This is a genomic window from Mesonia oceanica (assembly GCF_902499555.1).
GTDB classification, from domain to species: domain Bacteria; phylum Bacteroidota; class Bacteroidia; order Flavobacteriales; family Flavobacteriaceae; genus Mesonia; species Mesonia oceanica.
This window is the reverse complement of record NZ_CABVMM010000003.1, coordinates 97108-109695: the sequence shown is the minus strand read 5'-3', so window position 1 is coordinate 109695 and position 12588 is coordinate 97108. Positions and strand designations below refer to the sequence as shown.

At 35.8% G+C, this 12588-nt stretch carries 10 protein-coding genes, 1 tRNA gene and 1 pseudogene; 6 read left to right on the top strand and 6 right to left on the bottom strand.

All coding sequences use genetic code 11. The annotated features are described in order from the left end of the window. The first annotated feature begins 4 nt into the window (after positions 1-4). Positions 5-1312, top strand: coding sequence for a hydroxymethylglutaryl-CoA reductase, degradative (locus FVB9532_RS04270; protein WP_150543968.1), 1308 nt, complete (start codon positions 5-7; stop codon positions 1310-1312). Beyond that, the gene (locus FVB9532_RS04265; protein ID WP_150543967.1) at positions 1302-2231 is read left to right on the top strand and encodes a GYDIA family GHMP kinase; all 930 of its coding nucleotides are present in this window, start codon (positions 1302-1304) and stop codon (positions 2229-2231) included. Before FVB9532_RS04270 ends, FVB9532_RS04265 begins: the two co-directional genes overlap by 11 nt. A 55-nt stretch (positions 2232-2286) precedes the next feature. On the opposite strand, the gene FVB9532_RS04260 is transcribed toward FVB9532_RS04265, so the two are convergent. The 6 genes from FVB9532_RS04260 to FVB9532_RS04230 form a co-directional block, all read right to left on the bottom strand. Continuing rightward, positions 2287-4362: a SurA N-terminal domain-containing protein gene (locus FVB9532_RS04260; RefSeq protein ID WP_150543966.1), complete on the bottom strand. Its 2076-nt coding sequence runs from the start codon at positions 4360-4362 to the stop codon at positions 2287-2289. Between the two features lie 232 nt (positions 4363-4594). Then, entirely contained in the window at positions 4595-5884 is a 1290-nt protein-coding gene (locus FVB9532_RS04255; RefSeq protein WP_150543965.1) for a hemolysin family protein, read from the bottom strand. Between the two features lie 190 nt (positions 5885-6074). After that, a complete protein-coding gene (gene lptC, locus FVB9532_RS04245) occupies positions 6075-6641 on the bottom strand; it encodes an LPS export ABC transporter periplasmic protein LptC (RefSeq protein ID WP_150543964.1) in 567 nt (188 codons plus the stop codon). A 10-nt stretch (positions 6642-6651) separates the two neighbouring features. Continuing rightward, positions 6652-8046: a hypothetical protein gene (locus FVB9532_RS04240; protein WP_150543963.1), complete on the bottom strand. Its 1395-nt coding sequence runs from the start codon at positions 8044-8046 to the stop codon at positions 6652-6654. A 17-nt stretch (positions 8047-8063) separates the two neighbouring features. Then, complete coding sequence (locus tag FVB9532_RS04235; RefSeq protein WP_150543962.1) at positions 8064-9302, bottom strand: beta-barrel assembly machine protein BamG; 1239 nt, start codon at positions 9300-9302, stop codon at positions 8064-8066. Continuing rightward, complete coding sequence (locus tag FVB9532_RS04230; protein ID WP_150543961.1) at positions 9302-10033, bottom strand: type III pantothenate kinase; 732 nt, start codon at positions 10031-10033, stop codon at positions 9302-9304. The genes FVB9532_RS04235 and FVB9532_RS04230 overlap by 1 nt, the downstream gene beginning before the upstream one ends. A 99-nt stretch (positions 10034-10132) precedes the next feature. On the opposite strand from FVB9532_RS04230, the gene FVB9532_RS04225 reads away from it, so the two are divergent. From FVB9532_RS04225 to FVB9532_RS04210, 4 genes and pseudogenes are all read left to right on the top strand, one after another. After that, positions 10133-10205: transfer RNA gene (locus tag FVB9532_RS04225), tRNA-Phe, on the top strand. A 288-nt stretch (positions 10206-10493) separates the two neighbouring features. Beyond that, positions 10494-11510, top strand: a pseudogene (locus FVB9532_RS04220) (RHS repeat domain-containing protein); the annotation flags it as partial. Continuing rightward, a complete protein-coding gene (locus FVB9532_RS04215) occupies positions 11503-11844 on the top strand; it encodes a hypothetical protein (protein ID WP_150543959.1) in 342 nt (113 codons plus the stop codon). The pseudogene FVB9532_RS04220 and the gene FVB9532_RS04215, both read left to right, overlap by 8 nt. Positions 11845-12089: 245 nt before the next feature. After that, positions 12090-12563, top strand: coding sequence for a hypothetical protein (locus tag FVB9532_RS04210; protein ID WP_150543958.1), 474 nt, complete (start codon positions 12090-12092; stop codon positions 12561-12563). Positions 12564-12588: the final 25 nt, after the last annotated feature.

The following is a 12588-nucleotide window of genomic DNA, read 5'->3' as shown; positions in this document are numbered from 1 at the left end:
ACTCATGAAGCAGGTAAAAGGCTTTTCAAAACTTAGCAAAGAAGAAAAAATAAATTGGCTAACAGAAAACTATTTCAGCAATGCACAAAAAACAAAAGAGACCCTAAAACTCTATTGGAACAAAGACGAAAAGTTGCAAAAACTGCACGATGAGTTTACCGAAAATACGATTTCTAACTACTATTTACCTTTTGGTGTCGCTCCTAATTTTTTAATTAACGAACAGCTTTACACCATCCCGATGGCGATTGAAGAAAGTTCGGTGGTAGCTGCGGCTAGCAATGCTGCTAAATTTTGGTTTGACAAAGGCGGCTTTAAAGCAGAAGTACTTTCGACTCAAAAAGTAGGTCAGGTTCATTTTAATTCAACTGCAGATTTTCAAAAACTGAAAGAATTTTTCAAGCAAGTAAAACCAAAACTGATTGAAGAGGTAAAAGCGATTACCAAAAATATGGAGAAACGCGGTGGCGGAATTTCTTCTATCGAGCTTCGCAATAAAACCCAAGAATTGGCAAATTACTATCAACTGCATTGCACTTTTGAAACGCTAGATGCAATGGGCGCCAACTTCATTAACTCTTGTTTAGAGCAAATTGCAGAAACTTTTACCCGGGAAGCTGAAAATTATTTTACTACGGAAGAACAGCCGGAAATAATTATGAGCATTCTTTCCAACTATGTTCCAGAATGCTTGGTAAGGGCAGAAGTAAGCTGTCCTGTGGAAGAATTATTGCCGAATATAACCGATGCCAGAAAATTTGCTCACAAGTTTGTAGAAGCGGTTAAAATTGCCAAAATAGAACCTTACCGTGCCGTTACCCACAACAAAGGAATCATGAATGGAATTGACGCTGTGGTATTGGCTACCGGTAACGACTTTAGGGCCATTGAAGCCGGCGTTCACGCATATGCCGCTAAAGATGGAAGCTACAGCAGTTTAACCGATGCTTCTGTTGAAAACGGAATGTTTAAATTTTGGATGGAAGTTCCATTGGCCTTGGGAACGGTAGGCGGACTCACCAGTCTTCATCCATTAGTAAAATTGGCTTTAGAAATGTTGCAAAAACCTTCTGCTAAAGAATTAATGCAAATTGTAGCTGTAGCAGGATTAGCACAAAACTTTGCCGCTTTACGTTCGTTAACTACCACGGGAATACAACAAGGACATATGAAAATGCACTTGATGAATATCCTTAATCAATTTGAAGCAAACGAAAGTGAACGCCAACAAGTAATTGAACATTTTAAAAGCAATACGGTAAGCCATAGTGCCGTGGTTGAAATTATTCAAGGTTTACGTAATGAAAACTAATTTCTACAGTCACGGTAAACTTTTACTTACCGCAGAATATTTGGTATTGGATGGCGCCAAAGCATTAGCTGTACCTACAAAAAAGGGACAGTTCTTAAAAGTTGACGAAGCAGGGAAAAATCAAATTTTCTGGAAGAGTGTTGATTGCCATGGAAATACTTGGTTTGAACAGGAATACGAAATGAGAGCGCATCAGTTTCTTCCGAAAAACCGATTACCAAGCCAACAAGAAAATTTAGTTGATAAGTCTTTACAGAATATTCTTTCGAAATTAAAAGCACTTCAACCGGAATTATTTCAACATACAGGATTTTCATTCACTACAGAATTGGAATTTCCCAAGGATTGGGGATTGGGTTCTTCTTCCACGCTAATTAACAATCTGGCGACTTGGGCAAATGTAAGCCCTTATGAATTGTTAGTCGAAACTTTTGGTGGCAGTGGGTACGATTTAGCTTGTGCCAAACATGCACATCCAATTTTATTTCAGCTTCAAAAAGAAACAAATCCTATGGTAGAGGAAGTGGAATTTTCTCCAAATTTTCAAGAGGAATTGTTTTTTGTTCACTTAAATCAAAAACAAAATAGCCGAGAAGGCATTCTGCATTACCGAAAGCAAGATTTAGCAAAAAAGAAAGATTGGATTCAAGAAGCAGATAAAATCACTACTGAAATTTTGAAGGCTGAATCGATTTCAACTTTTGAAAATTTAATTGAACGCCACGAAACTTTACTTACCAGAATTTTAGGAATGCCAACGGTTAAACAAAGGCTGTTTTCTGACTATACCAGAAGCTTAAAAAGTTTAGGTGCTTGGGGTGGTGATTTTATTTTAGCCACGGGAAACGAAGCTGAAAAAACGTATTTTAAAGAAAAAGGTTATGCTACGATTCTCGGTTTTTCTGAAATGGTTCTGTAAAACAAAAAACCGCTCCTAAAGGAACGGTTTTTTATAATTTATAAGGCTTCTATTGTTAGTAGAACTCTGCTCTGTTATCTTCAATTTTCGCTGAACTTTCTAAAGCTTTGTTTACTCGCTGCACAGCAGTTGCAGACCTAGCGGCTGATTCTCTCTTCGCTATTGTTCTGTAAGAATCTAAAGGCGTAGGTTCATTTTTCTTTATTAATTCTACCACATAAACTCCTTTTTCACCGGCAATCGGCTCAGAAGTCTCTCCTGCTTCTAAAGAAAATGCTGTACCAACTACTTCCGGCTCTTTGGTTGCTCCAGGTAAGGTTGGACTATTTAAATTTACAGCATTAGCCGTTTGAACTTTTCTGTTTTCACTATTGGCAATTTCTGAAATGCTTTTTCCGGCAATCTCCTTTTTAATGATTTCAGCTTGCTTTTGCTTTCTTAAGATTGGAGTTACTTTAGGAGAAGCTTCTTCTACAGATTCTACTCCTTTTTTGTTTCTAGCGGTTAGTTTTACTACTGCATAACCTCCATCAATATCAAAACGTTTTACGTCTCCAACTTTAGTTTCTTTGTTAAAAGTCCACTGCACAATACCTCTTTGGTTTCCTAATGTACTGTTCAGTTTCTCTTGCATTGCTTTAATGTTGTTTACAGACTTCACTTCGTAAGCGTCTTCTTTGGCAGCTGTATCAAAATCTGCTTCTTTCGCTTCCATTTCAAACTTTGTGGTAGTTGTATAAAGGTCGCTAGAAGTTTTTTCTGAAGGCTCAATTTCTACAGCAATAGTTGCTACTTGAACCGCTTTCTGCATATTGGTAACTTCCTCTACCATCACGATGTGATAGCCTAATTGGTTTTCGATTACCTCAATGCTTCCTTCTTCATTATTGTAAACAAATTCTTTTACTTCAGGCATTAGACGGGCATTGGTGTAACGATTCCACCCCATATCACCTCCTTGATCTTTATAACGTGGATCATCGGTATATTCACCTGCCAATTCTGCAAATTTGCCAGCATCATTTTTAACCACTCCTACCAAGCTATCGGCTAAAGCTTCTGCTTGCTCTTGGGTTCTGGTCATATCTCCTTGATCTACTGGAGTACCTTGGTAAGAAACCAATATTTTTCTAACTTTTACTGAATCTGGAATTTGTTTAACTCCAGTAACCTTGCTGTATTTCCAGAAATCACCTTCTTTGTAAGGTCCATAAGTTCCTCCTTCTTCTAGGTTGAAAATTTGGTTAGCGCTTTCTGATGGCAAAGCAGATTTAAATACGAAATCACCATTGTAAGGCATTTCTGAATTTTGATTAACAAATGCTTCTACATCTTGAGCTTTATTGAAATCCTGAATTAAATCATCCAGTTTTTCTTTGGTAGCTTCATCATCTTCTGAAGAAGGTTTTTCTTCAAAATAAACATATTTTATGGCTGTATTTGCTTCTTTCTCGAAACGGGTTTTATGTTTGTTGATGTAGCTTTTTATTTCTTCTTTAGAAACCTCTACTTGATCAACAGAAGTGTAAGGCACTAAAACGTATTTTAAATCTACGCTTTCGTTTTCCATTAAATAAGCTTGCTTAGCTTCCTCTAAAGTAGCTCCAACACCGGCTCTAATCATATTGTAATAGATTTGCCTTTTGGCTTGATCTTCAATACGATCTTCCATCGCCTCCCATTGCTGAAACGCTTGAGGAGAAGTAGCTTGTAGATTGGCCACATATTCTTTAAGAATGGCTTTATCAAACATTCCTGCAGCATTAGTAAAGTTTGGATTTCCTGCATAAATTTCACGCAAAGCGTTGTCAAACTGTTGCTCTCCAACTCTTATCCCTGCTTTTTCTAATTGCTCTTCAATTAGTGTTTCTTGAAGCGTCATATCCCATACTTGATTGGCCGCTTGGGTAGTAGTTATATTTCTTCTATTTCTTTGGAAGTTTTCTACCTGTCTGGCAAAATCTTCACGGTCTATATCTTCACCATTTATAGTAGCAATGGTATTTTGTGCTTTTTGACCGGTAAAGCCTCCGCTTTTAAACAAATCTGCCAATACAAACGAGAAAAGCGCAAGAGCGATAATAACAATTAAGAAAACAGAACGCTGTCTGATTTTATTTAATACTGCCATTTTATATGATTTTTAACTAAATAGTGGGCGAAAATAAGATATTTCAGGTAATTATAAAATTTATATGACTTAAAAAGTAAACTATATTAGCCTGTTATATATTTTAAGCTGAAAAGCTTCTTTTTTTAAGTTGATTTTTAAACTTGAAGAAAAATTTTAAAAGTTACTCCTCGATACCGTTTCGGCTTCACTAGCATTAGGCTAAAACCAAACAGAGTTATTTTTTTAGCCATTAATCTTCTTCTAAAACTTCAAGTTCCACAAGCTCTATTTTTGTATTGGATACTTCTAATATAGTGACTTTATAAGGTTGTATATAAAGCGTACCTCCTTGTTCGGGAATTTCTTCGGTGTGGTTGACAATCCACCCCCCAAGCGTCTCGTAATTTTCTTCTTCCGGCAGGTTGAGTTTGTAGGTTTCGTTTATGTAATCTACTTCCAAACGAGCTGAAAATTTGTATTTATTTTCGGCTAATTCTTCCTCTACCAACACCACAGCATCATGTTCGTCTTCAATTTCACCAAAAACTTCTTCCACAATATCCTCTACCGTCATCATTCCGCTAGTTCCTCCGTATTCATCGATAACTACGGCAATACTTTTTCTTTTTTTTATAAGAACATTCAATACATCTTGTGCCAACATAGTACCGGGAACATACAAAACAGGCATGAGAATGGACTGTAGGTCTTTTGGCTTTTTGAATAGTTCAAAACTATGGATATAGCCAATGATATCGTCATTGGTTTCTTTATAAACCAAGATTTTCGAAAGCCCTGTTTCGGTAAAGATTTCGATTAATTTATTGGGTGATTCATTGATATCTACAGAAATGATTTCGTTACGCGGAATCATCACTTCCCTTGATTTTACTTCTGAAAACTCTAGTGCGTTTTTAAAAATCTGAATTTCAGAATCTAACTCATCGTGCTCTTCGACAGTTTCCATTTGTTCTGAAATGTAATTCCCCAATTCTACTTTGCTAAAGGCAAGTTGTACTTCGTCTCCTTCGGTTTTAAAGAAAAGCTTCAGTACCATATCTGATATCCAAATGATAAATGCAGAAATAAATGTAAAAATGATGTAGAAAAAATAGGCGGGTACCGCGAAAAATTTCAACATGGAATTGGCATAAATCTGAAAAAACACTTTTGGAAGGAATTCTGCCGTAAAGAGAATGACTAAAGTAGATATAAGGGTTTGGGTTAGAATAAGCCCATCGTTAATCCAATAATTAAAAAACGCATTGCTAAACGGCCCCATTTGCATAAGCCAATTCACCAACAAGTCACCCATATAAAAACCATAAACAACCAAAGCGATATTATTGCCCACCAACATGGTGGCAATAAACTTGGAAGGTTTTTTAGTAAGGCGCTCTAGGATTTTACCCAAGAAATCTCCCTGCTTTTTTTCTATTTCTATATGAATCTTATTGGAAGAGACATAGGCTATTTCCATCCCCGAAAAAAAAGCTGAAAGGATTAAAGAAAGTACTATTATAATTATATCTACTTCCATTAAGGTTTATTACGGTCTTCTAACTTTTTTCTAAACCTTCGTTTAAAAAAAAACATAAAAATTGCCAATCCGCCTAGGCCTAAAAAAAGGTAAGTACGGCTTCCTTCTTGCCCCCAGCTACGGTAAGACTCTATAAAAAAAAGCACGGCGAATATGAGGTAAGCGTATTCAAAATATCTGTAATACTTCATTATTTTTCAGATTCATCAATAAATTGCACTCCAACGTTGGAACGTGAAATGAATTTATCAAAATTTTCGTTAGCATCAAAACCTTCTCCATCGTTTACTGCTCCATTATTCATTTGAATGTCGTATTCAACATCTGAAAACACCCAACTCCGGTCTTGGTCCCAGTACAATTGTTCAGCATTTAAGATAGTACTATCGCTGGTTACAATTTTTACGTTGCCTTGAAGGTCGATTAAATTTGTTTGGTTATAAACGATTCCATAATCTGCTACGATAGTTGTTTTTTCTTTTTCTTCATTGAAAAAATCTACCTCTACTCCATCGGGAAATTCACGGTAAGGAAATTCCTGATTGGTAAAATCTAGCATTCTTGGACTTCGTAGGTTGGCTCTTACGTTCCCGCTATCTGTATAAAACAAATTCACACCTTCTCCTACCGTTTGTGGTGAGGCTTTGTCTGTTTCAAACTTTCGGGCTTCGTTTAAACCGTTTTGACATGAAAAAAGCATTGTCGCTAAAATCATCACGACAATGCCTTTTAAAATATATTGATATGCTATTTGCATGAATTGTTTACTATAGTGAAGGAACTTTCACGCTTCCTCCTATCCAACAGCCAAAGCTAATGGAATCTCCAGGTTTGTAATCTGAAGTAAATACATCTGACTTTTGCGGTGCTCTACCTCTATAAGCAACAGCGGTCTGCTCTGCATTAGATTTTAAAGAAGGATCTACTCTTGCTGCCCTATCTGCATAATCTGCCGCTAACCAATATACGGCTCTTTTTTCAAAACTTGTATTCCCACAATTGTTAGCACTTTTAGCGTACATATCTGCAATTCTCAAATAAGCAATACCTAAAGAAGGCTGATATTTTAAAGCTTTGTTATAAAATGATCTTGCTTGAGAATAGCTTCCTTTGTTTTTGTACTTGTTAGCAATCACATAATACACTTTAGCTTTATCAACAGGATCTTCTTCTAACTCTGCAGATTGATTATAATATTCTAATGCTTTTGCACTGTTACCATCTTTATCGGCTAACTGACCTAGGTAGTAGGCAGACTTAGCTGATGGTTCTGCTTCGTGAAGCGCTTCCACTAACTTAAAGAACAATGGGTCGTCACATTCTTTAGCTGAAAGTCTCTTCGCGGCTCTCTTCAACCAATCTACATCACCTTTTTTATTCTCAAAATCTTTGGTATAAAGCGGAATTAAATTATCACAATCTGCTTTATCTCCAAGCACTTGATTAATAGAACCTTTAATTTTCATAAAGTTAGTCAGGTAGATGTCTGTATTTTTCAACAATCTTGTCTCCTCTTCACTTAGCTCTTCCCCTGCATCTTGTTTTTTCATTACAGGTTCAGCTTGTTCTGCACGGTAAATCTCCTGCTTCTCTATCTTTTGCATTAATTCATCGTACTTTGCAAATACATCCTGTAGGTCTTTTGACCCATCTTCTTGCAACTTAACAATAAGGTTAAAATAAGAGTAAAGCGCCTTTGGACTGTTAAATGATTCTTTATCTGCTTTCCAAGCATCGTCAAAAGCTTCATATTGCTCTTCTGTATCTCCAATTTTATTATCGAATTTTACTTGGGCAATATCAGCTAAAACTTCTCCTTTTTTAGTGTCATTTGGAAAATTTTCTAGCCTTAACTCATAATTTTCAATTAATTGTTGTGCCAATTCTTTTTGCTTGGCCGTATTACCGCTTTCTGCAGCTTGGTCGATTAATGCCTTTAGCATACGTTCTCCATACTGATAAGTAGCGATATGATAATCTTTACAGCCTTCGATTAGTTTATCGTAATAAGGCTTTGCAGATTTATAATCTTTGATTTTAGCACTCTGAAAAAATAAACTTCCAGTAGTGTTACAGTCTACTTCTTGAGCACTAGCCTGCCCGCTGGCCAGACCCGTCCCTAAAAGGGCTAAGTTTATTAATGTTAACAGTTTGGTTTTCATAGTTGATTATAATAAAATTAATTAAACTTTCTTTTTTGAAACCATCTATCGTTTAATGATAGACTTACGAAGAAACTCATAAAGTTTTCTTCTATTAATCCGGCATTTGTGGTTCCACGTTTACCGAATTCTACACCAAGGTTTAAATTGGTGAGCAGTCTTCCTGCGGGTAAGCCAACTCCAAAAGATATGCCAAACTCATTTATATCTTCTCCATTTACATTTAAACCATTTTCCCCATATCGTACTCCGGCACGGTAAACTATTCTTTTAAAGTAACTTGTAATATCGTTATAATCGGGAATAAAATATCCTCCTGCCCTAAAGGTAGAAGCGTCTGTATATTGCACATTATTCAATTCAAAAGAACGATTGGAATATTCGCTAGAGCTCAATCGCTGATATTCTAAACCGGCGAACCATTTTCTTTTTTGCCCAATTCCTGCTCCCAATCTTACTTCTGAAGGAATTTTCATTTCATCGTTTGGCACATCTATTTCTTCTGCATCTGCAATCACTTCAGTATTACTGATAGGACTATAGGTGGCCAATTCCCTAAAATTATCTGAGCTTAAATTAGACGACGGCGTATAGCTGGCAGAACCTGTAATTTGTAGGTTATTTTTTATTTCTTTTTCAAACTGAACTCCAAATTTTACACTAAAACCGCTAAAATCGGAACGATTGATTTCGCGAGTTCCAAATTGAAGCCCTTTTTGATAACTTAAATTTTTATTTTGAATATTCCCGAAGTTATAGCTTCCTTCTACACCAACTCTCCAGTTATCGTTTATTTTATAACCCGTAGCTAAGAAGAGTGTATTTAAGCCTCCACGGCCTGTAAATTTTGAAACTTTTGATTCATCTTCACTTTCAAGCTCATAGCCTACCGAGGTAAAAGGCTTGATTCCCAGCCCAAAACCTAATTTTCCGGCAGGAATACCTATGGCCAAATAATCTATATTAGTACTTGACAAATCGTCTTCTGCATTACTACTGCTAATGGTGTTTTCTGTATGCGACAAACCTACGGTGTACGTGGTTAAGCCTAAAGCGCCATAACCTGCGGGATTTTGTAAGTTCATGTGAATACTATCTGATGCTATGCTCAAACCTCCCATGGCTCTATTTTCTGCAGTCCCTTTAAACTTTTGAAGACCTATTCCAAAAAATGAATACGGGGAAGAGGTAATTTCTTGAGCGCTTAGGCTTACTGCAAAAAACAAGATGGCTACTGTAACTAACTTTCTAATCATTAACTTTTATTAAATTCTAAAATATAATTCAATCCTTCTAGCAGGAAATTTGAGGGGGCAAATATGCTATTTTTTACGGTCTTAGACAAAATTTCGGTATCACCTCCGCTTAAAATAACTGTTAAATCTTCAAATTTATTTTTATACTCCTCAATAAATCCATCAATTTCTAACGAAGTTGCTTTTAAAACCCCCAATTGCAAAGAGGTTTCTGTAGTATTTCCAATAAAAAAATCTAAGGGTTTATTAATTTCCACCAATGGTAATTTATCGGTAAACTGGTGCATAGCTTTAGTTCGCATTTGCAATCCCGGAGAGATCACTCCGCCTAGGTATTCGTTTTTCCGGTTAAGAATATCGTAGGTAATGCATGTACCGGCATCAATAATCAGTGTATTTTTACCGGAAAATTTTTTGGAAGCGGCGGCTACCAGCGCCATCCGATCTACCCCTAAAGTTCGTGGAGTTTTATAGTGATTTTGAAAAGGTACTTTCGTTGTTCCTGAAAGCAAAAGGAATTTTGTTTTTTGTTGAAGGGTTTTTCCCCAGTTTTCTTCTACATTTTTCACGCTGCTAAGGATGGAAAATTGAATTTCTGGAAATTTTTGAAAAATTTCTTTTAGCTTTAAATGAAATTGGGAAGCATCAAACCGAATTGTGTACTGCAATTCATCCTCCTGAAAAACAGCTACTTTAATTTGGGTATTGCCCACATCTATAATTAAATTCATCTGCAAAAATTATTTTGCAAAGCTACGAAAACATATTTTTTTAAATTTTTGTTGTGCATTTCTAAAAATGAATATATATTTGCCACCGCTTAACGCACTGGTGCCTTAGCTCAGTTGGTAGAGCAAAGGACTGAAAATCCTTGTGTCCCTGGTTCGATTCCTGGAGGCACCACCGCAGAAACCTCGATCTTACGATCGGGGTTTTTTGTTTTTAGCAGTTTCTTCTTTTGTAAAGACCGAGTATTTGTGTTGGTGTTGCAGAAAATCTTGACCTTATGATTTTCTTTTCTCTAGAATACTTACAAATATCTACCTCATAGTTTTATTTTTTGTGAAAATGTTTATTTTTATACGAACAAATGACCATTTTAAGTGATTTTACAGTTTACTGAAAAGGGCTAATCATTTGTTAAGTTATTTGACATCAATATTTTAAACAGACTATGATTACTATCCTTTCGGGATGCTACAGCCCAACCGCCACGCCAGCACCCCCGATTACCGCTACGGCTTCCAAGGTCAAGAGATGGACAACGAAATTAAGGGAGAGGGCAACAGCATAAACTACAAGTACCGTATGCACGACCCAAGGATTGGAAGGTTTTTTGCGGTGGATCCGTTGGCAGCTAAATATCCTTGGAACTCGCCTTATGCTTTTAGCGAGAATCGGGTTATTGATGGAATTGAATTAGAAGGTAAAGAAATTTGGTTGGGACCCCTCATATCAGATGGATATTCAAAAATAATTAAAGTAGCGAAATCTTTTGACAAATATATTAATGATGTAAGTCAGGGATTTGTTGAACATGGTGTAGCAGAACTAAAAGGAACAGTAGAGGGAGCAATTTATATTTCTACCGGAGAAGCATATCGAGATGCTCAGCCAATTATTAATGCCGGTAAAGATCTTTTAATGCAACCTCACCTAGCAACTGTAGATCCTAAAATGGGACAAAATGAAATTGATGAATTTATAAGGGTTACAGAACCTGTCGTTAAAAGATCCGAAGCAGTTGTAAAAGATGCTTATGTAACTACTAAAGAAGCATTTCAAGGAGATGGAAAAGCTGGTGGGGCTGTTTTGTTCGAAGTTGCTATGTTCTTTACCGATGGAGATAATGCTAGATTTGCCCCTAAAATTTTGAAGGAGATAAAGTCTGGAAGGAGGTTTACTGCTATAGGTAGAATGGATAACCTAACTAAGTTTGATGACATTCCAAATGTAGATACTTGGCGAAAATCAGGTAGAATTCCTGAAGTTGGGGATAAAAAGGTCTCTTGGAAAGAAAATAGAAAATGGCTACAAGAAAGAATTGATAAAGGAGATACTTTTATAATGACTATGGATCCTTCAAAATTACCTGAGAAATATATTCCTGGTCAACCCAATGGTTCTTTCACTAAAATGGAATATGAAATGCTATTAAGACAAAAAGCGAGAGGAGCTGATATAAAAATAATTTATGATTATGACTGAAAAAAATAAATCTATAGGAGTTTCAAAATTTATAATTGAACAAAGAGACAGTTTTACTTACGCTAATTTGAAGTTAGAACTATTTATATCAAAGAAACCAAATGTTATAATATCAGATAAAATAGATATTGATGATGATTTAAAGAAACAATTAATCATTAAAATGAAAAAGTGGGTTGATTTTTATGCTAATAAAGATATTTATATTACAGCAAATCTCGTTAGTTTTAAATTGATGAACGGTAATCTAGATATTTCTCGCGGTATAACTTTAGCATTCCATGATGGACTACCTAAAATAGGTATTAAACCCCCACAAATTTTTACATTATAAAACCTGCATTGGAAAAACAGAGCTCTCAATGCTAAAGATGGAGAATTTAGCGTTAGCAATTTGGAAAGAATGAGAAAAGGTAGGGCTCCGCAACGCTATAATGAACAAACTGGAAAAAATGGAGAGTATGGAGTTAGATCATAAACCACCTCAATGAGATGGTGGACTTTTTGACTTTGAGGAGGTTTGGCCGGATCAACACGCAGCGCAAGATCCATTCAGACATACTGGAAATAATAATAACAATGGAGGATAAAGAATTAGATCTAGATGAGCTTTTTAGAAAAGCAGAAGGAAAACCTATAGAGGTAAATGGTAAGTCTTTAGTTCGAATTGATCGTTTCACTCTACCTCGAAAAAAAATATCTTTAAAATTTAATTTTTTAGAGATAAATAGTGAATGGAAACAAGGATTTATTTTGAAAACTAGAGGGAGTTTTAAAGTAAATCAAAATAGTATTATTAAAAATGCAATTGTTCTTTGGGAAGATACTGCTCCAAATGAGTTTGTTTTAAATGTTGATTCTAAAGATGGAGTGCTTTTAGTTTATAATGTTTGGGATTTCGGTGATGGTGTTACGCAAGCTTGGCATAATGGTGCCGCCATTAATATCGAACGGTCATTTAGTAAAAAGGTTTATCATTGTAATGATGGTCATCTTGGGTTAGACTTGAACAATTTAGTATTCAGTATGTCTTGGGAACAAAACGATTTATGATTATATACAAAAACTCTTTAAGTTT

What these genes read in the sequence shown, in the direction of transcription:
- FVB9532_RS04270 (WP_150543968.1), top strand. Translation starts at nt 5, where the DNA reads ATGAAGCAGGTAAAAGGCTTTTCAAAACTTAGCAAAGAAGAAAAAATA.
- FVB9532_RS04265 (WP_150543967.1), top strand. Translation starts at nt 1,302, where the DNA reads ATGAAAACTAATTTCTACAGTCACGGTAAACTTTTACTTACCGCAGAA.
- FVB9532_RS04260 (WP_150543966.1), bottom strand. Translation starts at nt 4,362, where the DNA reads ATGGCAGTATTAAATAAAATCAGACAGCGTTCTGTTTTCTTAATTGTT.
- FVB9532_RS04255 (WP_150543965.1), bottom strand. Translation starts at nt 5,884, where the DNA reads ATGGAAGTAGATATAATTATAATAGTACTTTCTTTAATCCTTTCAGCT.
- lptC (WP_150543964.1), bottom strand. Translation starts at nt 6,641, where the DNA reads ATGCAAATAGCATATCAATATATTTTAAAAGGCATTGTCGTGATGATT.
- FVB9532_RS04240 (WP_150543963.1), bottom strand. Translation starts at nt 8,046, where the DNA reads ATGAAAACCAAACTGTTAACATTAATAAACTTAGCCCTTTTAGGGACG.
- FVB9532_RS04235 (WP_150543962.1), bottom strand. Translation starts at nt 9,302, where the DNA reads ATGATTAGAAAGTTAGTTACAGTAGCCATCTTGTTTTTTGCAGTAAGC.
- FVB9532_RS04230 (WP_150543961.1), bottom strand. Translation starts at nt 10,033, where the DNA reads ATGAATTTAATTATAGATGTGGGCAATACCCAAATTAAAGTAGCTGTT.
- FVB9532_RS04215 (WP_150543959.1), top strand. Translation starts at nt 11,503, where the DNA reads ATGACTGAAAAAAATAAATCTATAGGAGTTTCAAAATTTATAATTGAA.
- FVB9532_RS04210 (WP_150543958.1), top strand. Translation starts at nt 12,090, where the DNA reads ATGGAGGATAAAGAATTAGATCTAGATGAGCTTTTTAGAAAAGCAGAA.